Genomic DNA, 24263 nt, shown 5'->3' with positions numbered 1-24263 from the left:
CCCGTCATTCCTCGCGGATCAAGAAACCCTCCCTCAGCCGCCCGGCGCTTCGCTGGGCCGCTGCGCTTCGCTTGCGGTTCCGGCCTCGGCCCGCGTGACCGGGTTCGCCGTCAGGCCGCGAGAGGCGCGGCCCACCGAACGGAGACCACCATGGACCTGATCCTTCCCGCCGACGACGGCTTCGAGCCCAACCACGCGTCCTCCCCGACCGACCGCTTCATCTACGAGATGCAGGTCTTCGGCTATCGCCCCTTCCAGGATGAGCCCGATCCGCGGCCATTGCCGGGGGAACCTCAGGTCCAGTCATCGATCACAACGATCTTCGACGCCCTCGCCGAGATGCTCGGCGACACCCGCCTGGAGCCCGATCTCGAAGACCTGTTCTGGTCGATCCCCAATCTGTTCCATCGTGCCGGCGAGCGCATCCAGCGCGAGCTCGATCGCAACGAGCAGGCGCAGCGTACCGGCCAGCGCGAGCAGGACGGCTCGGAGGTCAAGAGTGTCGAGCTCGAACGCCTCGTTGCCGAGGGCATCACGCTGTTGGAACGCCGCAACGCCTTCGAGTTTATGCGCGATGTTTCCGCCGATCTGTTTGAGGCGCAGACCGGATCGTCCTGGCGGCCCCGCACTGGTTCCAAAGTGAACCATGCCAACATGACGGCGGCGATGATCGATAGCCGGGACTTCCTCTCCGCGCGGCGGCGCGCCGAGACCGAGGTGCTGATCCCCGCCGGCACCAAGATCGCCTTCTCCGGTGGCATGGACTACAATGATCATGAGCGGATCTGGGCTAAGCTCGATCAGGCGCATGCCAAGCATGCCGACATGGTGCTGCTGCACGGCGGCTCGCCGAAGGGCGCCGAACGGATTGCTGCCTGCTGGGCTGAAGCCCGCAAGGTGACGCAGATCACCTTCAAGCCGAATTGGACGAAGCACGCCAAGGCAGCACCCTTCCGCCGCAATGACGAGATGCTCTCGGTGATGCCCGCCGGATTGATCGTCTTTCCCGGAAACGGCATCACAGACAATCTCGCCGACAAGGCACGTCGGCTCGGCATTCCGGTCTGGCAGGCTTCAGGAGACGGCGCGTGAGCGCCGTCTTCCCGGATACATGGAAAAGATGGAAAACATGGGAAAAATGGATTATATGGGAATCGAAGTGGAGACCATAGCGATGAAGCAGTTCACGACAGGCGACCTCAACAAGCAGATCGGCGACGTTACCGATGCGGCAAGCCGCGAGCCGGTTGTTCTGACTCGCCACAAGAAGCCTCGCTTCGTGCTGATGAGCTACGATCACTATGAGCGCATGCGCACCGGCGGCAACCCCCGCCGCGCCTTTCATATCTCGGAAATGCCCGCCGAGCATGCGGAACTGTTCGACGAGGCGCTCGATCGGCTGGCGCATGGCGAAGGCTACGACGATGAGCCGTGAATTCCGACCCGGCGAGGTCATCTCCTATCCCTACCTCTGGGCCTGGCAGCAGCAGCGCGGTGAGACCGAAGGCCGCAAGCAGCGTCCCGTCTGCGTAGTCATCGCCATCCGCAATGCCGCCGACGGAAACACGCATCTGGCGCTTCTCGCCATCACCACGCAGCCGCCACAGGCGGGTCGCATCGCTCTGGAGATCCCGGAGATCGAGCGCAAGCGTGCGGGCTTAAGCGATCTAAAGCAGTGCTGGATCATGGTCGACGAATACAATTACGATATCGTCGAGCGCTCCTGGTACATCGAGCCCGATCAGGACATCCTCGGCCGCTTCAGCAAACCCTTCATGGTGAAGATCGCCAGACTGTTTGCCGAGGCGCGCGGCCGAACCGGCCGGGTCAACAGGCTCGATTGAAACTTGCCGCCGCTTCATGCCGCATCTTCCCCTTCTTGTTCTCCACCGTCCTCCCGAACTCGTCTCCGCCGTGGCGCATCTCTGGCGCTATCTGATTGATGCGGCCACGATTGCGTAAATGACCGGCCCGTCGCGGGCGGTTCTCGATCGATCTCGATGTCGCATCGCTGCACGTCCAAGGCGACACCCCTTGAAGTCAAGTCTGTCACGCGGTTCGGCTCCGCAGAACTTCAGTTGGGTCAGGAGAGGCCGAGGATCTCGAGCGTCACGCCACCGAGGCCGTCTTTGACGATGAGGATGGGATCAGGCCTGTGCCGATGTCTCGCGATGTGCCGACTGGTTGACGGCCAGCGTCCGTTGACCCGAACACCACCGACGCATGTCACGAGCGCGGCACTCCGCGGGTCCGCAAACGGCCGCCACGGCGAGGTCTCCTGCCGACGTCGCAATCAAGGACCATTCCCGTTCTTTATGTCGCCTTTCTAAGGGACCGGCCGCGATCAGCGTCAACCCGCAAGGGGTTTCCCTTCGCTACGCTGCGGTGACGCCTGCGGCGCGGCCCCTTCTTCGGGCGCCATCGGGAATGGTCCCGATGCAACGAAGGAGACAATCCCATGGCTACCACGATCGCAACCCTCACCGAAAAGACCGACGGCACTCTCGAAGGCGTCTTCGCCACCATCCGGGTCAACGCACCGATCGCCCTCATCCCGAACGCCAACAAGGCGAGCGAAGAAGCCCCGGACTACCGCATCATCCACCGCAAGACCGGCTTTGAGATCGGCGCAGGCTGGAACCGCGTCTCTCGCCAGACTGGCGAAGAATACATCTCCACGAAGCTCGAAGCGCCCGAGATCGGCGTGATCTTCGGCAACGTCGCCCCAGCGCCCGGCGGCGAGCCCGGCAAGAAGGTCATCCTCTGGAACAGCCCGGCCTGAACCGGTCGGCCGGCCCCGAAACTGGGGCCGGCTTCCCCATTCCAATGGAGGCCGCCATGAGCCGCTACACAATTACCGTCACCAGTACCGCATTCCGCCACGCCGACCCGGATGCCATTATCGGCTATGACCGCCCGCTTCAGACGTTCTTCCTCCAGGCATTTCCGGGCGCCGGTGGTGAGGATCTTGAACTCTGGCTTGGCACGGACTTCAAGGAGTTCGAAACTCTGTCGCAACTGCGTGCCGCAGCAATCGCACGCGGTTTCGACTTCATACCCTTGGCATCCGGCATTCTTCACAAGCTGCTGGACGACCATGCCCGCGAAGCGCAACACGTGGTCAGCGACACGATCATCCAGGATCTTCTTGAGCGGACATCCGCCCACTGACGCAAACCCGAAAAAAATAGCCCGGCACGACGCCGGGCTATTTTTATGCTGACAAAATTACTTGTTCAGTGCGTCTTTCAGTGCCTTCGCCGGCGTGAAGGCTAGCTTTTTGGCCGCGGCAACCTTGATCGTCGCGCCGGTCGAAGGATTGCGCGCCTCGCGCTCGGGGGTCGCCTTTACCTTGAAGTCGGGTAGGGAGGAGGTCGGTCGTTGACGCGGCCCTCTCTCCCTCCCACGGAACCGGACTTGATAGTTTCCCATCATCCGGCTCCTATGCTGACAATACCCCAATTCTGTCGAGCCGTTGCTGAAGACGACCGGCATGGATCGCGTGATGGCAAGGTTCGCATGCAATGGTACGTTTGCGCATGCGAGCTGCTCTGGTTCGAGCAAGCCATGAGACGCCATTCATGTCCGCCATCCGTCGAACGTGATGAATATCGACGGGCACATCGGATATCCCGCAATACTCGCAGGAGCGAGCGCGCAGCCGATCAACAAGATCAGTCCGCCCCCAGAACCAGAACGAAGGCTGGTCCTGATCTATGCGTGAATCTTCCATGACTTTCTTCGATGCAACGTGCCTGAGTTGGAATACCGCGACGAACCTGCGCCCGTCTTTGGTTTCCACCCATAGCCCATGATCCCCTTGGTGCCGCTGCAAATGGATACTGAAGATCTTCGCGATACTGCATTTGTGCTTTCTCGCCAAAGTCTTCATGAGACTGAACCACCACACCCGTTGGAGCGGGGCCATCTCATTTTTCCAGTTATTGCCTAACTGGTAATATCCGACCAATCCCCGTAGCATCGCGTTATACGCAACGATGATGGCGACATCCGAGCTGATTGTCATCTCAGGACGCATAGCGCCACGTATTGCATGATAGCTGCCAAGTCGGTTCCGTTTAGCAAAGGCCGCAAGCTTCTCCCTTGGGAGATGCAGTCGGATTCCGCGTACCGGTGTCCGCTTGACCATTGCCCTTCGACCTTTTCTCGTGACACGTTTCTCGCGAAACGCACGTTTGGTCGACCGAACAGCGTAGCCGAGAAAAGTCACCCCGCCGTCATCTGCCTTTGTGATACCGCTCTTTTCCGGTGCGACTTCAAGATGAAGCTGATTCTTGAGGAAGGATGTGACCTCATTCAGGATGTCGGCAGCTTCCTGTTTCGTGCCGATGACGGAGATAAGGAAGTCATCGGCATACCGGACATATTGAAGCCGCCGGAAGAACGTGTCGTGGAAGTCCTTGCTGGGGAGCTTCCGGGCAGCAACGATCAAAGGCTGCAGTTGAGCCCGAAGCCGTTCTGCTTCGGCCTCTCGGCCAGAGCTTCGCAGCTTCGCGATATGCTGACGATAATGCGCTCCCTTGCTGAGCAGTTTCTGGTATTCCGGATCTGTTGGCCTCTCAATGCCCCGGTCGAACCCGGTTTTGAGGCTATCCATGAACTCATCGAGTTCATGGAGATACACGTTTGCGAGCAAGGGCGAGATTACTCCGCCCTGTGGTGTGCCGCTATACGACGCGTGCCACTTCCAGTCCTCCATATAGCCAGCCGTCAACATTCCTCTGATAAGCTTCAGAAACCGCTCGTCATCGATCCGTTTCCTCAGCAGTTTCATCAAAATGTCGTGGTCAATATTGTCGAAGAACCCGGCAATATCGGCCTCGACCAGCCAAACTGTTCCGCCCCACGTCTTCTGGATGGATGCCAGAGCCGTATGACAGGAGCGCTTGGGCCTGAACCCGTGCGAGCGACGAGAAAAATTCGGTTCATAGATTTGCTCCAGAACCAGCTTCACGGCCGCCTGCACGAGCTTGTCGTCAGCGTCGGGAATGCCCAGAGGGCGTAATTTCCCGTTCGCCTTGGGGATGTAGTGCCTGCGAACAGGCTTGAAGCGGTAGCTTCCCTCCTTCACCCGGCGTATGATCCAGTCCAGCCTGTCCAGCGAGAAGCCGTCAAGCGTATTGCGGGGATCAATGCCGGGGGTGAGAGCCCCGGAGTTTCGGGCGATCGCTTCATAGGCCCGTGCCCAAATCTTGGGGCAGTCCAGAAGACGATGGAGGCCGTTTATCCGCTTTCCCTGTCGTGACAGGGCAGGTAGCGAGATCAGTCGTCTTTCCACGGCATCGACGTGCATCAGCCTGTCTCAATTGTCGTCATAAGGCTCCCGATCTCATGTCAGCACGCCGCCCTTCACCCGGCCAGAGGGGATTCCCGTCCGGTCACCCGGCGCGTTTCACCCATTGCCGTCCGCCTCTGGGCGGCTGTCCCGGACATTACCCCGGGCGTTTGGCTAGTATGGCGGCTCCGTCGTCATGTGGGTCTGGTGAGGCCAGCCCGTTTAGACGATCCCGCGTTTACGCAATGAAGGAGATACAGCGCGGACAGGTGTCCCATTCAACCGTTCGGTCCCCGGCAGGGGATGGAGAGCGCGACTGGGGCGGAGCAAACGGGCAAATTTCGTCGCTCCCCGGAATGATCTTATCATCCACTACGCTCGATGACGCATCGGCTATCGTTGAGCGTCACCACCGGCTTCTGGTTCCTCGGTCTAGGATTCAGGCAGTCTAGCTTTCACCATACGCGCTTTGCCCTGACCGATCAGATCGCGATAGCTGCGACGGCCTCGGCCTTTTCCCGACATGCTATTGTCCCCTGTCGAGTTTCCCCGATTGCAGCTGTTGCCAGCCAAGGTAAGTCGGTGGGCATGGGTAGTTCCCAGTTATCCCAGCAGCATAAACTGCACTCTTACATCGCGCCGACGCGGCGCACCTTGCCGAAGCCCGGGAGCGACGTCTCGTTGCCGGCGATCGCAGCCGCCGTAATCGAGGCAATCACCGCTTCGACGATCGCCTTACCCTGGGCCTTGGTGAGGCTGTGTTCGCCGGCGATCTAGTCGGCGATTTCATTGGTCGTGGTCATTTTCTTCTCCGCATCAACGTTAATGCGAGAATCCCTGACAGGGGATCAAAGCGCTGTCATCGACGCACCACGTCAAGATCAACGATTTGCCCATTTTTCCACAACTACCAAGGACTTTGAGGCATCTCCGTGGGTCTGCATGGTGGATCCGCAAGCGGGCATCGAGCCCGCTTGCGGATCTCTGGTGCCATACCTGAGGAAATGTCTGCTCAGTCCGTCCGACGGGTGTCATGCGGGCATGACCGCGCGCGTCGTCTTTCACAAACGTCAAGGAGACGACGACGATGCTTCTGGAACAACACATTGAAGAGCTTCGCCTCGAACTGCGCGAAGCAATCGACCCCGTCGAGCGCCGCGAGGTCGAAATCGAACTGGAGCTGGCTCGCGCAGAGCTGGCGGTGATCACCGCAGAGCAGGAGGGCGCAATTGACGCCGAGCCACCCTTCTGAGGGTGGCTTTCGCCATGTCGCCTGGCCTGACGCGCCGGATCGACCGGCGCTTCAGGCCCGAAGCATCGTTTCGCCATCGGCACATGCCAGATCCTGCGGTGTTTCATAGGGAAACGGCGAAAGCGGCCGGACACCCCCACTCCTGTTTCGATCCCATGCCAATCGACATGCGGATGCATCCGCCCCACGGCACTCCCTTCGCTATCGATCACCCGATGCATCGTGCCGTATATGCGGTTTCGGCCTGTATCCGCGCGACCGCCTCTTTCGCAAAAGCTGGAGGAAGAGCCTGACTGCCTCTTCCTCCCGTGCGAAAGGATGCTCCCGCCTTTGACCTCTTGCACCGATGCGGCCCCATCGGCGGATGAGACAGGCATCGCCGAACAGATTCGGTTCAATCGACATGGCATAGTATCGGGCCATGTTTTTCTTGGCGTCGATGCGTTCGACATAGAGCTGGTAGCGTTGCGCGATCATGACACGGAGAATCGGGCAGGGCCGACTCGGCGTCCAACGACATGTTTGAATCGGTCGGTCTCGATTGATTCATGCTGATGATGGGTTGTCGGCGGATGATCCGAGCGAGCCGCCTGCGGCGGACGGTGCTATTCGCTCTCGCTCACGGAGCCCGCAATCGGTCTCCGCCCATTCGGGTCACGCCCCTCTCGCGGCTGCTGCGCCGGCGGCGCGAAGTCGCCGCGACCCTGGTCGAGGATAACGCAGGGCCGGCTGGACGCCGGATACAGACACGGCGCCTTGGGCGCCGTGGTCTATCTCTCTCTGACGTCCCATTTTGCACCCGCCGCTCCGGCGTCAAGGACTGCGCGGCCCCTCCAATTTTCAGCCGCCGTCCCTTCGGGCCATCGTCAGAAAATCGGTTCCTCCACTTGCCGCCGCTGGCGGTCGCGTTCGCGATCCCTGACCCCTCGCGGCTACGGTGCGGCCTCCTTTCGTCAGAGACGGAAAGGAGACACTGATATGTTCAATGACTGGTACTACGTCCATCAGCTCGCAGTGCTTGCGCGCTTCAGGCTCATCGTCCTTGCAAATCGCTTGGGTTGCGAGGACGAATTCCTATTGGAACTGCATGACAAACTCATCGAGGGACTGGCATGTGCGATTGCGCGGGTGCAATCCATCACGGCACTGGAGCGCCAGCTTGCCTTTGACACGGATGAGGAAGGCATCGCCGCCTTCCAGCTTCATGGCGAAGAGGAATGCCTGGCCCGTTTCCGGATCACGCTGCTTGATCATCTCGAAATCGACGTCGACACTCACGAGTACCGTTTGAACGGCGGCGACTGGCACTATGCGCTCGCGGCCGACTGCGATGGCATCGAGATCAGCTATCCAAGGCTTGTCGCCCTCACCGATGCCGAGTTGGGCACGCTCGCACCGATCGTCCGCGCCATCCGCAGCGAGGCAGGCATCGGTATCAGCATCGCCCGTGTCATCTACGGTTGATGCGCCTGCGAGGGGCGGCTTCGGCCGTTTCTCGCCTTTTCCACTCACTTGACCGCTTGGCCGACATCGAGCCTGCGCGCGCTCTTGAGGGGAGAGACTTGCCGCCTCTCCCCTCAAACTCCCCTCCCTGCGGTGCGGGTCGAGACCCGCTCGGCCTTTCGGGCCGCTAGGCGGACGCTGCCGCGACTTCCCCAAACAAGACGGAGAGGACGAGTACCTTGCGCTGCGCCCTCATGCTTCGGGCATCCGCTCCAGGCTCGCGTCCTCTCCTGCGGTGCGCTCGCCGTCTCATCGTTCGCATGTCGTCGGGGCCCATTCCCTCCGGTCACGGTCCTCTCGACTGCTCACGACGACGGCTTGCTTCAGCATCTCTCAAGAAGTCTGTCTGCCCACCGTGCTGTTCCTCCGGCGCGGATCACAGGCAATGAGCCCGTGATCGCTGTTGCTTTGTCTGGCGACTCGCAACAGCATCGGCGCCTCGGGCACGATGCCCAGACAGATTTCTTGAGAGATGGCAGGATAGGCTATTGGTATACCAATAGCCGTTTCGCCCGAGGGGCGAGGGTTGCGGCAGCGCATCCGATGCCGAATTCTGCCAATGTTTGCGGGCGGATCAGAAGTGAGACGGAGTGCGGGTAAACACCGGGCGCACTTGCGCGGAGGGTTCCCATCACCAGCAGGTGCCGTCACCGGTATCCGTACAGCCTTGAGAACGGCGGCTCGGTGAATCGGGAAATGCGTCAATGAGCGAAATAGCCGATCGGGGATTCTCCTAAACGGTGTATCGGCTTCTCGGCGAATAGGTGTTCGCGTCAATAGGTAAATCGGCGATTAGGCGTATGAGGGAACCCGCGAATAGGTTTGCGAGCGTACCTGTGAAGAGGATTACCGGAATTTCAGTATCGGGCTCCTCCGCTGATCTGGCCTGTTGCTCTCAGGAGCGCGATGCCGTCCTGACCCATGTTGATGATATGGCGCCAACTCGCCAACTGCCCACTTTTCGCGTCGATCAACCGTTGAGGCAATCGTCACGACGTTGCAGCTTTTCCCGCTTGAGCAAGCTGAGTACCGCTGTTACTTATACCTCAGTATAACGGGCACTTTGGGAATCTCTGCAATAATACCCGCTAAGGTTTTTTGGCTGAGGTGACGGAAATAAAGGACAGGGTGGTGTCGGCGCCAAGTCGTTCGCTACGGATTTTGTAAGCGGCGTTCAGATGCGAGAGATCAAAGATGCGCTCTGCACCGTTGTACTGTAGAAGGCTGATGGTCTGCATCTTCGATGCAGAAGAAGATCGCCGAGGCTTCGGCGCTTCAAGTGCTTAGAGGTCGAGCAGCTGATGTATATGGGCGAGCGTAATCTCGTCCAGTGCTGGCCGATCTCTTTAGACGCATTGAGAAGCGGCTCGATAGATCACCAAGCCTCATCGTTCTGGACGAGGCATGGCAGATGCTCAGCCATCCGGTAGTCGCCGCACCCCTTGTGTGGTGCCTTGCCTGGAGAAAAGTTTGCCTTTCAGGACGTCGTCAGTCAGATCGGCAGGCAAAAGCCAGGACAGCGCTGCCGTCGCAGCTCGCCCAATCCCGTCCTGCACCGTGCTGCGGGCAATCCCGAGCAGATCGGCAATATCGCGAACGCTCACGCCGTCTGATCGCAGTCGACGCAATGTCGTCGTTATCTCATGGTCAGCCTTCGTCTCTTCGACATGCCATCTCCTCACGTTCAAAAGGAGGTGCACGCCAAGGTTGCTGTCCCAGCCGCACTGCTTACGTTGAAAAACTGTCCGGCATCGAATTGGAATTGCGTCCGGTAAATCATCGGAAACTACACCATGATTTCTCAGATTGACCTCGTAATCCTAGGACGCGTCGACGCGGTCCTTAGCAGAGTGCCGGTTCTGGCTCATCATGGTGACGGGCGCTTGAACGGCGGCCAGCATGGAGAGGATAAGGTTCAGGAATATGACCGGGTAGGGATCGAAGGCGTGCGAGGCTGCGATCAGATTGACCGCTACCCAGACGGCGAGCGCAACGGCGAAGATTACAATGAGTGTCCAAGAACCGCCGAATTTCGCTACCTTGTCTGCCAATCGTTGAGCCGAGGAGAGCTTCTCGTCGAATGACTGATTTTGAATCGCGGGTAATTTCCCTTCGTGAAATCAGTCGCCGGAATACCGCTTGCTCTCGCTGCGTCAGCAGCTCGAAGGGCTTTCCCAGGTATCGATTGGCACCAAGCGAAATTTCCTGCGCAGATATCTCGCGCCCTGTCTCTGCAGACATGATCTCCTTCAGATGTACAAACTTGCCGTGACTTCAGGGCGTTAGCGCCGTTCAAGACCCAACCAATTCCCTGCCAGATATCTGAGCAATCGAGATACTGAAGAAAATCGGAGTTTCCTTACCTTCCGAGTCGGTGCCGGGCGTGGAGGAGCCGGGCTCCCACCACAATGGCCGCTTCTGCAAGAGGGACCAGGCGTGAAGACGTTCGTTGTGCCGCTCCGAAGTGTCCGGCAGTTCCTCGTAGGTCCCTTGAACGAGGACGCTCCTCCAACGGTGATGTTCCCCGCTTTCCTCCACCTGAAGGCAAGCGTTCGGATTGCTCCGCATCCAATCTACCTTTTGCCCCGCCAGGGAAAAGACATAGAGCTTTTCTCCATCGAACGCATAGTGGACGGGCACGACGTAAGGTCGATTGTCGCGGACACAGGCAAGATGCCCAACATTTTGGTGGGCAACGACCTCCCGGCTTTCGCGGTCAGTCATTTCTCGAACGCCCAATTTATGATCCTCCTAGCTCTGAAACGCGGGTATGGAACGGCGCGAGCCTTGGCGTTTGCTCGAAGGTGCAATGGTTTTCGTTGCTTCTTCCCGGCCCATGTTTTCGAAAGTTGCCTCGAAAAGCTCCTGCGCATATGCAATCGCAGAATCGGCATCCAAGGACGACAGCTTGATGTCTTCGCATTTCAACCGCATCGCACGGCGAATGGCTGACAGCGCCTGTTGGGCTGCATGTTTGTCACCATCTTTGATGAGGAGGCTCAACGAGGTCATTGCGACAACCTCCAGTACCGTCATACGGCCTTCGATCTCGCCCATGGACTGAATGGCAAGGTTTGCGCCGTTCCCGTAACCATCGCGCTTGGCATTGTACATTTCGGGAATCCCTTCATGAAGTTCGGCTTATCGTATCGGTTCATCGGAATTTACTCCGTGTGAACGGCTTAGCCTTCTTGCGGACGTTTTTGGCTTCGGCCGTAGCACGGACCCTCCCTCATTTTCCCAAGCTGAAACAGCCGCAGAGTCCGCGTTCAGTCTTTGCCGTTTGGACGCCGGATAATTGACGGTCGGGATAGTTGCGGCCTCAATCCGACGAATGACAGCGACCTCCTGCAAGTGCCGATCACCTTCGGTCGCTTGCATCTCAGAAGTAGCGTAGTCAGCCCGCTTGAGGACGCGTCTAAGTGTTTTTCGTTCCTCGGGCGTGGGGCACATCGATTCTGATCCTTCAGACTTGGCGAAGCAAGTATCGAGAGCACATGCGACATCGCTGTCCATCTCGGCTTGGATGAAGTCGCCGACGCGATATTCATCGCATGCATGTTTGTGCCTTCTTCATCCAAGGTCCCCGGCGGGGTTCAGCGGCCTTCTTCCGGCGTTGAGAAGAAGCTGGCGCTCTGTCGCAGTTGGCCCCAACAGCTTCAGCAGTCGTTTCTCTTCAAGCGGGTCAAGCCGGAAGCGTTTGGCAAAATCACTTATTGTCCAGACCCTGGCCAATCTGGACGAACGAGACTGTTGAGCCTTCGTGGCAGTCATTTGCTGCTCTCCTCAGTTGCGGCCGTCACTTGAACGTCGCGGTGGCCGGGACCTGTCCTGTCGCACGCGAGATCCAGGGGCCTGCTGCGCCATTGGTTTCTCCATGAGCATCGTACGGGCTGCTCAATCTATAAAGGACCGCGAGAGCGAGCCCAATTGCCAAAGCGGCCACCATTATCCTTCGACCAGCCCGAGAAACCATAAGGCCGCAATCCTTTGTAAATAAGGTACCGTAAGGGGCCGCTCGCTATTCCTTACCCTCGGCATCCTTCTTGATTGCCGACTCCAAGTCCTGCGGATGAACCTGCAACAATTGCCTTGTCCCGATACTGACGCCCACGGCTGGTATTTCGATATGCGTTGCAGTTCTTCGGTAAGCGGGAAATGACAGTCCTTCTATCAATTCTTCATCTACTATCACTCGGTAGGTGCCCGCATCGAGCGGGACGACCAGAGCGCTTAGGGCAAAAGGACGAGAAAAGGTAATCTCAGATTCTGTTGTGCGTTCTGACATAGGAACCTCAATTGGTCGATTGGACCAACGCTCACCGCAAACGATGCTATTTCGGTAACTGCAATCCGGACGCTACCAGAACGTGCCTTGCAGTATGACGTAGAGAATGAATGCGACAGCCATGACCGGGATCGATTTCATGACGAAATCCCCGTATCTCAAGCCGCTGAGGAATCGCATTGCGCGTTCGTGTCTGGAAGTTCTTGCTATGGAAGACATCGCGTCCTCCCGCTTGGGGCTAGAGCTTTTTGCGGCTCTAAAAAGCAGCGCCCGTTCCGTGGCTGCTACTATATCTCAAATGGGGAGGCTGGACGCAATTGCAAGGCGAAAACGACTCCTTGCAAAATAATGGATAGCGGCATTTTTCATTGTCGCGAAGTAAGCGGGTCTGCCACGCTGGCGTTTGGCTTCCATCGCGGATCGACGCCGACAGCTTTCGACATTCATCTCAAAGATTGTTGCGTGGTGGACGAGACGATCAACGACGGCGAGTGTCATGGCGGGATCGGGGAAAACCCTGTTCCATTCACCGAAGGGCTGGTTGGCGGTGAGCATGAGTGATCGCCGCTCGTAGCGCGCGGAGATGAGTTCGAAGAGCACGCTCGTTTCAGCCTGGTGCTTGGTCACATAGGCGAAATCGTCGAGGATGAGCAGATCGAATTTGTCGAGCTTCGGACTTGAATGACGTTGCTCGAGCTGGAGGAAAGCGTGAAGAATTCGCGCCCGTGTCATGACGGGGCGGCCCTTCTGGCCGCCATTGTCAAGTCCTCCGACGCGATCGTCAGCAAAAGCCTGACGGGCGTTATCAGGACCTCGAACAAGGCGGCCGAACGGCTGTTCGGCCATACCGCAGCCGAGCGAATGGAAATAAATTAGGTCATTTGCATTTTGCAGCGTAGGATACTCTGTCGGCCTATTCTTCCAGGGCAGAGCCGATTGGGAGATTATACGCGCTCTTGCCTGACGGTAGGAGTAGATATGATGAGACGTAGATCTCTCAACGACGATAGAACAACGGTTCCCGCTCCAAGGACCGCCACGCCTATTACGAACCCCAACCCTCCACGAGCGCAGAGCAAGCTGCACAAGTTTGCGATCAGCGGGGTTCCCATGAATGAACGCGTCCAAACCATAGTTTGCTCGATCGGCGACTTGCGGCTGGCACTGGAAGCGGACGTTGCTTGGTCGGTTCGAGAAAGTGCACGTGGGAGAACGTTATGACTACCCCACTGCCGTTCGAAAAGATGCCTGTCGAAGAAAGGCAGGCCATCCTTAGGGCACTCGCTCACAAACTTCATGCTTGCGCCCTCATCGCTGAGCGTGATGGAGATCTGGTCTGGAAGCTGCTTCTGGCTCTCAGTGCCCGGTTGGAAGGGAGCAGTGAGGAAGTGGCAGCAGATCCATGTCGTGGCGAGGATGTTGTTCGAAAGTCATTGAAGTTGCTCAGTGAGTTCGAGTTGCGTCGACCTCACTGCACGGTTCATGAGTTCGCAATCATGCCGCGACATTGACCTTTAGCCAATGATCGGTGTGATCAGGCGGAGGTCCCAGTGAACCGGAAAAGGCGGATCGGACGGTATGCGGGCTGAAAGCTGGGGGCGCCTTGAAACGGAGGCAGCAAGGCGTCCAGGCGGTGGCGGAACGGGACGCCAACTTCGTTCTAGTGAATATGCCGTTAAGGGCGGCTCTCCTTGGCTTCAGCGATTAAGATGGCGCAAAACCAGCGGCTGGAGTGCAGTTGTCGATCAGAACGAGAATTAATGGAGACGGAGCCGGGAGGCTGCTGTGCAACGGTTCATTCTCAGGCAAAATATCGACCTGTTTCGCGCGCGGCTGCTGGAGCCACGGAACGACCACGATACCCACTTCCTCAAGGTCATGCTCTCGCAGGCTCTCAGAGACCTGGCGATCCTCGAGGCTGTGAGTGGTTTCGGTGTGGAGGTCGATCCGTTGCACGCGGAGGTGCAGCGGAGAATCTTCCGCGACTCATTCGAGCACTCTTCAAAGCCCCACCTCCTGCTGGATCCCCGCAAGGGACTGCACATCGTCGACATTAATACCGCGTACGAAAAGGCCACTCTGACATCTGCCGCCAAGGTTGCAGGGAGTTGCATGTTCGATGTCTTCCCCGACAACCCTTCGGACGAAGAGGCAGACGGGGTCAGCAATCTCTATGCATCGCTTAAACATGCCGCCGAGGATGGCGTTTCCAATGCCATGCGTATCCAACGGTACGATGTCCGGGACGCCAGCGGCCTCTTCGTGACTAAATTCTGGAAGCCGGTGAACACTCCCATCTTCGATGCCGAGGGTCGCCTTATCTACCTGCTTCATCAGGTGGAAGACGTCACCGAGGCCATTCAGAAGAAAATGACCGAGGCAGCCGGCAGTCCGGAAAAATCTAGCCGTTTGATCCAGCGCAACGACTGTCTCGATACGAGCCACTATCCGTTTGTCCGCCGCCAAACAGGTCACGCGTCTGCGGCACCCACCAGCCGACATCAGCAAGAAGAGCATAGCGAAGAGATCACTGCACCCAGAAATCCAAGGAACATCCGATGCGACATGCGACGACAGCAACCACCCCTAAAGCCAATGAAAGCCGGTCGGCAGAGAGTGCCGGTATTCAGGATGGCAAGGTTCCTGACTTTCGGTTGCAGAAGCCAGACGAGGGCGGCTGGCAGGTGCGCGTGGTGAGCGACCGCGGATCTTACTGGTTGCGCGCCAACCACGTGGAACTTTGCGACCACGGAAAACGGATCGATCTATCGGATGCGAATGCCTTTCTGCGCGCAGCTCGAAAGGATGGGTTCAACACCGAATATGTCGGCCCGAACGGCAGCGCCTTCATATAGCTGCTTTTGGTGGCTGACGGAAAACACATGATTTCCGCGCAGCGCCGTCGCAGGGTGAAGTTGGCGTCGTAGGATGGCGATTTTCTGCGCGACAAACCCTGTCGGAATGTGAGACTGTGCGACAATTCCTGATTTGAGGTTTGTCGCACATGTTGATCGGCTACATGCGGGTGTCGAGTAGTGATGAGCGCCAATCGGTTGCCTTGCAGCGTGATGCCCTTATCGCGGCCGGGGTTGATGAGCGTCATCTGCATCAAGATCGCGCTTCCGGAGCGCGCGACGATCGGCCGGGCCTGAAGACCTGCCTCGGGGAATTGCGCAAGGGCGACGTGTTGGTTGTCTGGAAGCTCGATAGGTTAGGCCGATCGCTCTCTCACCTGATCCGTATCGTTGAAGAGTTGAAGGTACGCGGCGTCGCCTTCCGCTCTCTGACGGAGGCGATCGACACGACGAATTCGCACGGCTCGTTTCTGTTCAACCTATTCGGCACGCTTGCCGAATACGAGAGAGCGTTGATTACGGAGCGGGTCAATGCCGGCCTGGCTGCGGCGCGCCGGCGCGGCCGCAAGGGCGGCAGGCCTCCGGCGATCGATGCGGAAAAGGTCGAGCAGGTTCTGGCTGCTTTGGAAGCTGGCGCCAGCAAGGCCTCCGTGTGCCGGACGTTCAAGGTACCGCGCTCGACGCTGATCGACACACTGAGACGGATTGGATGGACCGGGTCCGGGAAGAAAGATCTCGCCCGACACCTCGCATTAAGGGCTGATGTGACCGATGTCCTTCCTCGATGCGCAGGCGCGCACCATTTTGTTCGAGCCGCCTGACATTTATGAAGAAGCCCTGGCGCGCTATGCTCTGTCTGCTGAGGATATTGCTTTCGCAAAGGCGCATCGCCGGTCGCATAATCGGCTGGGCTTTGCAATCCAGCTCGCGCTGGTCCGGGATTTGGGGCGTCCGCTGCGTCCAGGAGAAGTCCCGTCTCAGGCGGTCGTCTCTATTGTCGCCGACCAGCTTGGCATCGACCCTGCGGTGTTCGGGCTCTATGCCCAACGGGAGGAAACACGCCGCGAGCATGCGCGCGAGATCGTCGCAGCGTTGGACCTCCAGCCTGTTCGGGCGAGCGACTATCGCACACTGATCACCGTGGCTGCACGTGAGGCGGCCGCGACCGAGCAAGGCGCGCCGATCACCAAGGCGGTGATCGAAGCACTCAAGGATAGGATGCTGCTCGTTCCCGTGCCGGAGCTGCTGATACGTCTGGCACTGGCCGGCCGGGCGGCGGCACGCCGACAGGCTTATCGCGAATTGATCCGGGGCCTGGAGCAATCGTCTATCGAAGCGCTTGATCAGCTTCTCGCTGAGCGGGCGGGCGATCGGAGCCACCTCGGCTGGATCGCGGAGGCGCCTGAAGGAGCGAAGCTGAAAAACCTCAAGGGCCTGATCGCCCGCCTCGAGGTTCTTGATGCGGCCACCATTTCCGATGAACGTCGCAAGACGATCCATGCCAACCGCTATGGTATCATCGCCCGGGACGCGCGCGTTCTGCATGCACGCGAGATACGACGCCTGACATCCGAGCGTCGCTGCGCCACGCTGACCGCCTTCGTCATCGAAAAGCAGGCGGCGATCACCGACCTCGCGATCGACATGTTCTGCAAATTGATCGGCAGCACCCGTCGCAAGGCCGAGATCAGCCGCAAGGAGCGGCGGCTGAAAGAGGCAGACGTTCTTGATGGGGTGGCGCTCAATCATCTCAAGCTCGGCGAGGCTCTTCTCGCCGCCCGTGAGAGTAACACCGATTTTGCATCCGCGATCGCAACCTCCCTCGGCTGGGACGGATTGATCGCCAGCATGACGGCTGCAGCCTCTGTCGTGCGCCCAGATCGCAGTGACGAATTCGACGAGCTCATTGAGCGGCACAAATCGTTGCGCAAGCTGGGCAGACTCATGTTCCGCACGTTCTCGTTCCGGTCGTTCCGTCCCGACGACCCGATCCTGACGGCAGTGGACCATCTGCGTGCACTGTACGATGGCCAGAAATTGCCCGCGCAGGTGCCGCTCGCATTTATGACCCGCAAATGGCGACGGCGTGTGCGCTCGGATGGCACCCATATCGACCTGCGCGCCTGGGAAGTGGCGGTGCTCGTTCACCTGCGGGAACGTCTACGGGCCGGCGACATATGGGTCGATGGCAGCCGGGCATGGCGCAGTTTCGAGGATTATCTTCTGCCTCGGCCGATCTTCGCCCTGATGCGCGCCGAAGGGCGGCTCGGGCTTGCCATCCCTGACAGCTTTGCCGAATGGCGAACTGAGCGCACCGCCACGCTCGACGCGAAATTGAAAGAGCTGGCCAAGGCGGCCGCCGCCAACGCCATTCCAGATGCGGCGATATCCGACAAGGGTCTGTCAATCTCGCCGATCCGCGAGGAGGACCGCGACAGGATCGTCACGCTCAGCCGCCGGCTTTATATTCTGGTCCCGCGGATCAGGATCACAAGCCTGCTTGCCGAGGTCCAAAGCTGGACCAGGTTCCTCGACAGCTTCACCCATTATCGTACCGGTGAGACGGCAAACGACGAGGCGGCGCTGATGGCCGCGATCCTTGCTGACGCTACGAACGCCGGCGCTGAACGCATGGCGGAAAGTTCGCGCGGCGTCACGATCCATCAGATGATGCTGATGGTGGACCGGCATCTGCGATCGGAAACTTATGCCACAGCGACCGCCGTGCTGGTCGATGCCCAACAGGCCCATCCCTTCGCCGCAGTCTGGGGCGACGGCCATATCTCATCCTCGGACGGGCAGTTCTTTCCGGCCGGCGGGCGCGGCGAAGCCAGCCTCGACTACAATGCAAAATACGGAAAACGGCCGGGTGCGTCGATCTATGGCTTCCTGTCCAACCGCTTCGCCTCCTTCTTTTCCCGCATGATCCAGGCGTCCGAAAGCGAAGCGCCCTACGTGCTCGACGGTCTTCTTCACAACGAGAGCTCCGTCGAAATCCATGAGCACGCAACCGATACGGCCGGCGCCTCCGAAACGACGTTTTCCATGTTCCACGCCTTCGGCTACAGGCTCATTCCCCGTATCCGCAATCTCGGCAATCGCAGGCTCTTCGTCATCGATCCAGACCCGGCCTACGGACCTCTCGACGCGCTGATCGCGGGAACGGTCAACATGGATGTCATCGAGCAGCACTGGGACGAGGTGTTGCGGCTGAAAGCGTCGATCGCTGCAGGTCTGGTGCCGCCATCCGTGATCCTCAAGAAGCTGGCAGCATCACGGCAAAACCGGCTCAACCAGGCCCTGCGTGAAATGGGCCGGATTGAACGCTCAATCTTCATCTGCGACTGGCTGCTCGACACGAAGTTGCGCCGCAGATCACACGCGATCCTCAACAAGGGTGAAAGTCGGCATGCTCTTGCACGCGCCGTCTTCCTCCATCAGCTCGGCGAACTGCGCAACCGCGTCGCCGAAACCATGGCCTACCGGGCGTCTGGCCTCAACCTCGTCGTCAACGCCATCATCCTATGGAACACCGTCTATCTCAGCCGCGCCGTCGATTATATCCGCAGCCAGGGCATCGTCATGCCCGACGAGGTGCTTTCCCAGGTCGCACCGCTGCCCTGGGCACATATCGCGCTGACCGGAGACTACCTCTGGAACGAAATTGACCGCCCCCTCGAACGCTTCAGGCCGATCCGCGCTAACCGCTTCAATCCAAACAACTTCAAATTCCCTTAGCGGGTATTATTGTAGAAATGCCCATGGAGCCCCTATTCGGTGATGAGAGCCTGCCGCAGTTGATCCGGCGCGATGCCGGCAAAGGCTGCGGCAATCGATCGCACAGGCAGGAGAAACGGTGGGATGTCTTCGGTCGGCCTCACCTGCTGGGTGTCGAAGTCGTATTTCCAGCCATACGAGATTACCCTCCGCTTGCCTTCGAAGCCATGGAAGTCGAAGGGTCTCAGCGGCAATTTTGGTATTTCATGCAACAGGTCCGACTGAACGTCTTTGGGAACGATTTCGGGTTGGTAGCGGAAACCGGGCGGCAAAGCCGGTTCCGCTTTCCCAAATAGATCTTCTTGCGCTGAGAAACCCATGTGCAATTCTCCGCCTCAATGAACGCTGGGGACTTTAACGGACGCGGCAAAATCCTCTGCCACGAGTTCGCTGATGGCGATCAGCACCTCCTCCGCCGAAAAGCCGGAGGCGATGGTCGCGCGGATCAGATCCTGCAGGTCCGGCTCGACGACATCGCGGCAATCTTCAAGCCGCTCGTCCGACACCGGTACGCTTCCATGATGTGCCTTTCAAAATCTGCCGGCAGTTACCGGGCCGATGCCCCACGGGCGGTGGCAGGAGGAAGCCCTTCCCGCCTCAGCCAAGTTGCTTGGCGATGATTGCTTGGAGTTCCACACGGGTGAGCAGGCAGGGGTATGGTTTCTGGTTCTTGTCGGTAGCCTTGCCGCTGTCGCCCGGCTTCGGCCCCGCCGGCAGGGCGACAATATCTGCGTTTTTCAATTGAGATCCTTCGTGGGCACAGCAGCATGGCACGCGCTAACGCGCGAAACGGTCGACGTTTGAGTCGTCCGCCCGTTGCTGTGGCTATGTGAGTGATGTTTGAAAGATAAGAAGTGGGTAGATGCATTACAAGGCAGTGTGCCCCGAAGGATCTTGATCCACGGCGAGGCGCAGAAATGCGGCGCTAGGGCACAGACGCGAAATATCAGAGGATATGGAAACCTCCACCGGATGAGCGATGAACCGTTGCGACGATGGAAGCCTAAAGGGCTGGGCCGACGTCGTGAAAACGCGCAACCGACCGGCTGGTACCCATCTCAGGGACATTTCAGATCGTCTGCTCTTCCAGCGCTCCGACAGAGGCAGCCAAGGGCAGGGGAGAAAAAACGTTGATCAAGCACCCCTATGCCGATTTTCGATCATGTCGGTGACCTTGTTAGCCAGCTCAGTCATCACAAACGGTTTGGTGATCACCTCCATGCCGGCCTCAAGATGACCATTGCCGACCGCGGCGTTCTCCGCGAAACCGGTGACGAACAGAACCTTCAGATCCGGGCGGCTCAGTCGGGCGGCGTCGGCGACCTGACGACCGTTCAAGCCGCCGGGTAATCCGACATCGGTTATGAGCAGATCGATCCTGACGTCGGTCTGGAGGATTTTCAGTCCCCACGGCCCGTCTTCCGCTTCAAGCGCGACATATCCCGCCTCCTCGAGCACTTCCACGATCAGCATGCGAACGGTCGGTTCGTCGTCGATGACGAGCACAGTTTCGCCGGCACCCATTTCCGCGATCGTTGTGTCCACTGCCTCGGCATCGGCCGTGATCTCGCCAGTATAACGGGGAAGATAGAGGCACATCGTCGTTCCCTGCCCCGGCTCACTGTAGACGCGGATCTGACCGCCGGACTGCCGCACAAAACCGTGTATCATGGAAAGACCTAGGCCCGTGCCCTGACCGATCGGTTTGGTCGTGAAGAACGGATCGAAGATCCGATCGGCGATGTCTTTCGGGATGCCTGTTCCCGTGTCGGTGACGCACACCGATATATATTGTCCCGGTGGCAGGTCGCGCTCCCGACCGGCGCGATTGTCCAGCCACTTGTTCGCGGTCTCGATCGTCAGCTTGCCGCCCCCGGGCATCGCGTCGCGAGCGTTGATGGCGAGGTTGAGGAGCGCCTTTCGAGCTGGGCGGTGTCGATCCGGGTCGGCCAGAGGCCCGCGGCACCGACAACCTCGACCTTGATGGCCGGGCCGACGGTGCGCGTGATGAGATCCTCCATACCGCAGACCAGCCGGTTCACGTCGGTCGGTTTGGGATCGAGGGTCTGGCGGCGGGAGAAGGCAAGCAGCCGCTGGGTCAGCGCCGCGGCGCGTTGCGCGGACGTCTGTGCACCCCTAATGAAACGATCGATGCCATCGCTCCGGCCCTGAGACAGGCGTCTTTCGATAACTTCCAGGCTCCCGCTGATCCCGGCCAGAAGGTTGTTGAAGTCGTGCGCGATACCGCCGGTGAGCTGGCCGACGGCCTCCATCTTTTGCGCCTGTCGGAGCGCCTCTTCAGCTTCGGCACGCTTGCCGATCTCGGCTTCCACCTGCTCTTCCAAACGCTCGTTGAGCTGGTGCAACCGCTCTTCGGTCGCCTTTCGCTCGGTGATGTCAATCACAGTGCCGACAAAGCGCGTACTTTGGACCGTACTGAAGAAGGCGCGTCCACTTGCGGCAATCCAGCGTTCCCTGCCGTCCTCGATACCGACCGTGCGATATTCGATGTCGTAGTGCCCAGACCCCTCGGAGCTGATCGCCCGCTGCACGGCCTCATGCGCTCGCTCGCGGTCGTCCGGATGAATGCCTGCAAGGAAGGAACCCTCATAGGTGACCGTCGCTTCCGCCGACAAACCGAAGAGCTGCTTGCACCGGACGTCCCAGCGAAGCGTGTTCGAGGCGGGATCGTAGTCCCAGGTGCCGATTTCCGCCGCTTCGGTCGCCAGCCGCAGTCGCGCCTCGCTGTCCGCCAGCTCGCTTTCCGCTTTCCGCCGTTGTTCGAGTTCACGTTCCAGCGCCTGGAACAGCCTTGCGTTGTCGATAGCGACGGCCGCCTCGGCGGCCAGACCCTCCAGTCCGCGTTCCGATCGATCGTCGAAGACACCAATATCGGCGTGGCCGAAGAAGAGGCCCCCGGTCACTTCTCCGCTACGCGAGATGACCGGCACTGCCAGATAGCTGCGAACAGGAAGATGCCCCTCGGGCATGCCGGCGCGCGGCGCGTTCTTGCCGTACCGTGGATCCATGGTGATATCGTCGGACCGAACGATACCTTCACCTCCAAAGGTGGGCGCGAACACCGCCGTATTACGTGGCATCGGGAACTTTGAGAATGTTTCGGCTGGCACACCGGAGAGGGTGTAGAGCATGTAGCTCTCCCCGGCCTCGTTCTCGACATTGTAGAAAAAGGCGCCGAATTGGGCCCCCGTCAGCTCTAAGCCCGCGTCGGTCACGATCTGGACGAGTTCCTGGAGATCCGTCTTGGCCGCAAGGGCGGAGCCCGCCCGATTGAGTATCTCGAGGGCGCGGCGTTCGTCCGTAATAGCCTCCTCAGCCGCCCGCTCCTCCGTGCGATCCCGCAGGATCTTCGTGAACCCGATCACCGTACCGGCCTGATCGCGGATCGGCGACATCTCGCCGACGGCCCAAACTTTTGATCCGTCGCGACGGATACGCCAACCTTCCGTACCGCCGCCGCGGCCGATGGTCAGCGCATCGTTCATCTCTCGTCGAAGCGCTGCGGCGCCCTCTCTCATTCTTCCCCCAGGGAGATCTCGTGAATCGAACCTTAACGCAAAGCTATTGATTTAGTTGCAGAAGCGAGCAAAAAGGCGTTGGAAACCCGCATCGACAAAATGTAAACGTGTTAGGGTATTCTGTTTCGTCTGGCGTCGAGGACGAAGCGACGAGAGCGAGAGGGTCTCGCAGACCGACGGTCCTCTGCACCTGGAACGTCCGGATTTCGGGATGGCGAAAACTCCGCTGCGGCAAACGGCGTTTACCGACCGCTGGGATTAGAGGTAATCTGAGTGCCCACCCAACTTTAAGGCTGAGCGCCCTGGCCCTTTGGCAACGCGCAGACGAGGAACACCGCGATCACCAGCAGAAACGCGGCGAATGCCAATACTGCCATCGACGACATCATCGTGATGGGAAGGCCACGCAAATTCTTTGAGACAACACTCGACGCGCCGCTCAAGTGGAGCAAAGAGCCAGATTCGGCAGTGTGGTTCGGCGGTCTGGCCGGCTGTTTCTTCGCGCGTCGATGCCAGAAACTCTCTCCCCTTTTTTGGTTTCGAGAGTTGTTCTCAACGGCCCTTGGTTATGGCTCCGAACCTCCTTACCCGGCCTCCCCTTGTAATCCAGTAATTCAGCACGACTTAGATGGTAGTGACGGCTCGTCTTCAGGGCGCTGTCATCAAGGGTGCAAAACCTTGCCCCAACAAAGGAGGACTTAATGTCTTCCAATCCAGCAGCATCGCATGTCGAACCCGCCGGCTTCAAGCTGGTCAGGGAAGTCTTAAGGTCCGCTGGCCTCCGGGGATCTGAGTCGGACGCGAGTTCCGACATGAAACGCGACGCCTCGATCTTTCTCTCAACCGAGTTCCGCAGGGGTGTGAGGACAAAATCGGCTCTCCTGAATTCTCTCGCCAACCGTGAACGGTCACCGACGCGAGCAGGCCTTGATCCCCAACCCGAGGGTAGCGCTGTTGATCGGTGGCAAGATGAGGGTGGGCGCTGATGGGAATCTCGTTCCCAAACGAAGCTCGTAGTTTTGACGACAGAAATCGCTGTGTCCGTTTCACCGGATACGACGGGATGTTCGAGATCAAATTCTATCTGGCGACCGAAGTCTTGGCCTGCGAGAAATCGCATCGAAATGCAAGCGAGGCAGACTACCTGACGGCGTTCGATGCGTTGCGGCCAAGAATTCTGAAAGCTGCGACCTCTGCTTATTCCAAAGTGCGATCCAGCACCATCACGCTGGATCTCGCGCATTTTCGTTGAGCATACCGTGATCCTGAAAGGATACGATCGTGCATCATCCAACCAAACCAGTTCCACCGCTCCAACCAGGAGCGGCGAAAACTATGCTTGTGAGCGAATTCGCCAAAAGGTTTCGTCTCGGTCAGGTGGAGGAGAACCGATTGCGGAAGCTCCTGGGCCCCATCGCCAAGGAAATAGACCTCCTCCGAAATGCCGGCAAATAGAGGGATTGGCCCGCCACAGAGCATTCCAGCATTCTCCCGACAGGAACAGTGCCGTCATGAATATCACAGTGAAAAGCATCACGATCATTCGACCGTTCCAGCTTCCCGGGATGGCGCAACCTCATCCACCAGGCGTCTTCGAGCTTCAGATTGATGAGGAGCCCATCGACGTCACATGGGAGGCTTTTCATACGACAATGACCTTGCTCCTTAGCTCCAACGGGCGCACCGAGGCGTGGTCGGTATCGAGGGAGGAATTCGAAAAAACGCTGGCGCCGTCTATTGCCCCTTGAGCAAC

24 protein-coding genes and 5 pseudogenes are annotated in these 24263 nt (G+C 59.1%); 13 read left to right on the top strand and 16 right to left on the bottom strand.

What is annotated here, in order from left to right; all coding sequences use genetic code 11:
- The first annotated feature begins 150 nt into the window (after positions 1 to 150).
- The 5 genes from P3R82_RS30010 (at position 151) to P3R82_RS29990 (ending at position 3171) form a co-directional block, all read left to right on the top strand.
- On the top strand, positions 151 to 1092 hold the full coding sequence (locus P3R82_RS30010) for a DUF2493 domain-containing protein (RefSeq protein ID WP_183902479.1): 942 nt from the start codon (positions 151 to 153) through the stop codon (positions 1090 to 1092).
- A gap of 82 nt (positions 1093 to 1174) precedes the next feature.
- A complete protein-coding gene (locus P3R82_RS30005) occupies positions 1175 to 1435 on the top strand; it encodes a type II toxin-antitoxin system prevent-host-death family antitoxin (RefSeq protein WP_183902484.1) in 261 nt (86 codons plus the stop codon).
- The gene (locus tag P3R82_RS30000) at positions 1425 to 1844 is read left to right on the top strand and encodes a hypothetical protein (RefSeq protein ID WP_183902478.1); all 420 of its coding nucleotides are present in this window, start codon (positions 1425 to 1427) and stop codon (positions 1842 to 1844) included. The genes P3R82_RS30005 and P3R82_RS30000 overlap by 11 nt, the downstream gene beginning before the upstream one ends.
- A gap of 614 nt (positions 1845 to 2458) precedes the next feature.
- Entirely contained in the window at positions 2459 to 2782 is a 324-nt protein-coding gene (locus P3R82_RS29995) for a DUF736 family protein (protein ID WP_063473607.1), read from the top strand.
- A 56-nt stretch (positions 2783 to 2838) separates the two neighbouring features.
- Positions 2839 to 3171 (top strand): hypothetical protein, encoded by a 333-nt coding sequence (locus P3R82_RS29990; RefSeq protein WP_183902477.1) that lies wholly within the window; start codon positions 2839 to 2841, stop codon positions 3169 to 3171.
- 57 nt (positions 3172 to 3228) lie between these two features.
- Here P3R82_RS29990 and P3R82_RS29985 read toward each other — a convergent pair.
- From P3R82_RS29985 to P3R82_RS29975, 3 genes and pseudogenes are all read right to left on the bottom strand, one after another.
- Positions 3229 to 3372: pseudogene (locus P3R82_RS29985) on the bottom strand (HU family DNA-binding protein); the annotation flags it as partial.
- A gap of 70 nt (positions 3373 to 3442) precedes the next feature.
- Positions 3443 to 5314 (bottom strand): group II intron reverse transcriptase/maturase, encoded by a 1872-nt coding sequence (gene ltrA / locus P3R82_RS29980; protein WP_283196469.1) that lies wholly within the window; start codon positions 5312 to 5314, stop codon positions 3443 to 3445.
- 635 nt (positions 5315 to 5949) lie between these two features.
- A pseudogene (locus P3R82_RS29975) lies at positions 5950 to 6069 on the bottom strand (HU family DNA-binding protein); the annotation flags it as partial.
- A gap of 314 nt (positions 6070 to 6383) precedes the next feature.
- On the opposite strand from P3R82_RS29975, the gene P3R82_RS29970 reads away from it, so the two are divergent.
- Positions 6384 to 6548: a hypothetical protein gene (locus P3R82_RS29970; RefSeq protein ID WP_165420901.1), complete on the top strand. Its 165-nt coding sequence runs from the start codon at positions 6384 to 6386 to the stop codon at positions 6546 to 6548.
- Positions 6549 to 6749: 201 nt separating this feature from the next.
- Here the strand turns inward: P3R82_RS29970 and P3R82_RS29965 are convergent, their stop codons facing one another.
- Positions 6750 to 6953: a WGR domain-containing protein gene (locus tag P3R82_RS29965; protein WP_246400297.1), complete on the bottom strand. Its 204-nt coding sequence runs from the start codon at positions 6951 to 6953 to the stop codon at positions 6750 to 6752.
- Positions 6954 to 7526: 573 nt separating this feature from the next.
- Between P3R82_RS29965 and P3R82_RS29960 the strand changes: the two genes are divergently transcribed.
- Positions 7527 to 8012, top strand: a complete 486-nt coding sequence (locus P3R82_RS29960; RefSeq protein WP_183902474.1) for a hypothetical protein — start codon at positions 7527 to 7529, stop codon at positions 8010 to 8012.
- A gap of 1127 nt (positions 8013 to 9139) precedes the next feature.
- On the opposite strand, the gene P3R82_RS29955 is transcribed toward P3R82_RS29960, so the two are convergent.
- The 7 genes and pseudogenes from P3R82_RS29955 to P3R82_RS29920 all read right to left on the bottom strand — a co-directional run.
- Positions 9140 to 9289: a hypothetical protein gene (locus tag P3R82_RS29955; protein WP_183902473.1), complete on the bottom strand. Its 150-nt coding sequence runs from the start codon at positions 9287 to 9289 to the stop codon at positions 9140 to 9142.
- Positions 9290 to 9466: 177 nt separating this feature from the next.
- Positions 9467 to 9655, bottom strand: a complete 189-nt coding sequence (locus P3R82_RS29950; RefSeq protein WP_162735831.1) for a hypothetical protein — start codon at positions 9653 to 9655, stop codon at positions 9467 to 9469.
- Positions 9656 to 9874: 219 nt separating this feature from the next.
- Positions 9875 to 10292 (bottom strand): annotated as a pseudogene (locus tag P3R82_RS29945) (DUF1003 domain-containing protein); the annotation flags it as partial.
- 51 nt (positions 10293 to 10343) lie between these two features.
- Positions 10344 to 10775 (bottom strand): pyridoxamine 5'-phosphate oxidase family protein, encoded by a 432-nt coding sequence (locus P3R82_RS29940; protein ID WP_183902444.1) that lies wholly within the window; start codon positions 10773 to 10775, stop codon positions 10344 to 10346.
- A gap of 27 nt (positions 10776 to 10802) precedes the next feature.
- On the bottom strand, positions 10803 to 11165 hold the full coding sequence (locus P3R82_RS29935) for a hypothetical protein (RefSeq protein ID WP_113207728.1): 363 nt from the start codon (positions 11163 to 11165) through the stop codon (positions 10803 to 10805).
- Positions 11166 to 12072: 907 nt separating this feature from the next.
- Positions 12073 to 12339: a hypothetical protein gene (locus P3R82_RS29925; RefSeq protein WP_113207726.1), complete on the bottom strand. Its 267-nt coding sequence runs from the start codon at positions 12337 to 12339 to the stop codon at positions 12073 to 12075.
- A gap of 294 nt (positions 12340 to 12633) precedes the next feature.
- Positions 12634 to 13011, bottom strand: a pseudogene (locus P3R82_RS29920) (ATP-binding protein); the annotation flags it as partial.
- A 545-nt stretch (positions 13012 to 13556) separates the two neighbouring features.
- On the opposite strand from P3R82_RS29920, the gene P3R82_RS29910 reads away from it, so the two are divergent.
- The 4 genes from P3R82_RS29910 to P3R82_RS29895 all read left to right on the top strand — a co-directional run bounded on the left by P3R82_RS29910 (position 13557) and on the right by P3R82_RS29895 (position 18932).
- Entirely contained in the window at positions 13557 to 13850 is a 294-nt protein-coding gene (locus P3R82_RS29910) for a hypothetical protein (protein WP_113207725.1), read from the top strand.
- A 274-nt stretch (positions 13851 to 14124) separates the two neighbouring features.
- Complete coding sequence (locus P3R82_RS29905; protein ID WP_183902443.1) at positions 14125 to 15036, top strand: hypothetical protein; 912 nt, start codon at positions 14125 to 14127, stop codon at positions 15034 to 15036.
- Positions 15037 to 15343: 307 nt separating this feature from the next.
- The gene (locus tag P3R82_RS29900; RefSeq protein WP_283196468.1) at positions 15344 to 16015 is read left to right on the top strand and encodes a recombinase family protein; all 672 of its coding nucleotides are present in this window, start codon (positions 15344 to 15346) and stop codon (positions 16013 to 16015) included.
- Positions 15966 to 18932 (top strand): Tn3 family transposase, encoded by a 2967-nt coding sequence (locus P3R82_RS29895; protein WP_183902442.1) that lies wholly within the window; start codon positions 15966 to 15968, stop codon positions 18930 to 18932. The genes P3R82_RS29900 and P3R82_RS29895 overlap by 50 nt, the downstream gene beginning before the upstream one ends.
- Before the next feature lie 35 nt (positions 18933 to 18967).
- Here the strand turns inward: P3R82_RS29895 and P3R82_RS29890 are convergent.
- The 5 genes and pseudogenes from P3R82_RS29890 to P3R82_RS29875 all read right to left on the bottom strand — a co-directional run.
- A pseudogene (locus P3R82_RS29890) lies at positions 18968 to 19291 on the bottom strand (alpha-ketoglutarate-dependent dioxygenase AlkB); the annotation flags it as partial.
- A gap of 15 nt (positions 19292 to 19306) precedes the next feature.
- Positions 19307 to 19477, bottom strand: a complete 171-nt coding sequence (locus tag P3R82_RS29885; RefSeq protein WP_183902441.1) for a hypothetical protein — start codon at positions 19475 to 19477, stop codon at positions 19307 to 19309.
- A 91-nt stretch (positions 19478 to 19568) separates the two neighbouring features.
- Positions 19569 to 19712, bottom strand: coding sequence for a hypothetical protein (locus tag P3R82_RS29880; RefSeq protein WP_183902440.1), 144 nt, complete (start codon positions 19710 to 19712; stop codon positions 19569 to 19571).
- A gap of 393 nt (positions 19713 to 20105) precedes the next feature.
- Positions 20106 to 20852: an ATP-binding protein gene (locus P3R82_RS30325; protein ID WP_210279763.1), complete on the bottom strand. Its 747-nt coding sequence runs from the start codon at positions 20850 to 20852 to the stop codon at positions 20106 to 20108.
- Positions 20831 to 22477: a PAS domain S-box protein gene (locus P3R82_RS29875; protein ID WP_343056546.1), complete on the bottom strand. Its 1647-nt coding sequence runs from the start codon at positions 22475 to 22477 to the stop codon at positions 20831 to 20833. Before P3R82_RS29875 ends, P3R82_RS30325 begins: the two co-directional genes overlap by 22 nt.
- Positions 22478 to 23495: 1018 nt before the next feature.
- On the opposite strand from P3R82_RS29875, the gene P3R82_RS29870 reads away from it, so the two are divergent.
- Complete coding sequence (locus tag P3R82_RS29870) at positions 23496 to 23762, top strand: DUF1488 domain-containing protein (RefSeq protein ID WP_183902439.1); 267 nt, start codon at positions 23496 to 23498, stop codon at positions 23760 to 23762.
- 259 nt (positions 23763 to 24021) lie between these two features.
- Entirely contained in the window at positions 24022 to 24258 is a 237-nt protein-coding gene (locus tag P3R82_RS29865) for a hypothetical protein (protein WP_183902438.1), read from the top strand.
- Positions 24259 to 24263 lie beyond the last annotated feature (5 nt).

This window comes from Rhizobium sp. AN80A, assembly GCF_030053015.1.
GTDB lineage: Bacteria > Pseudomonadota > Alphaproteobacteria > Rhizobiales > Rhizobiaceae > Rhizobium > Rhizobium metallidurans.
Note: the sequence above shows the minus strand (reverse complement) of the source record. Positions and strands in the feature narration are given on the sequence as shown.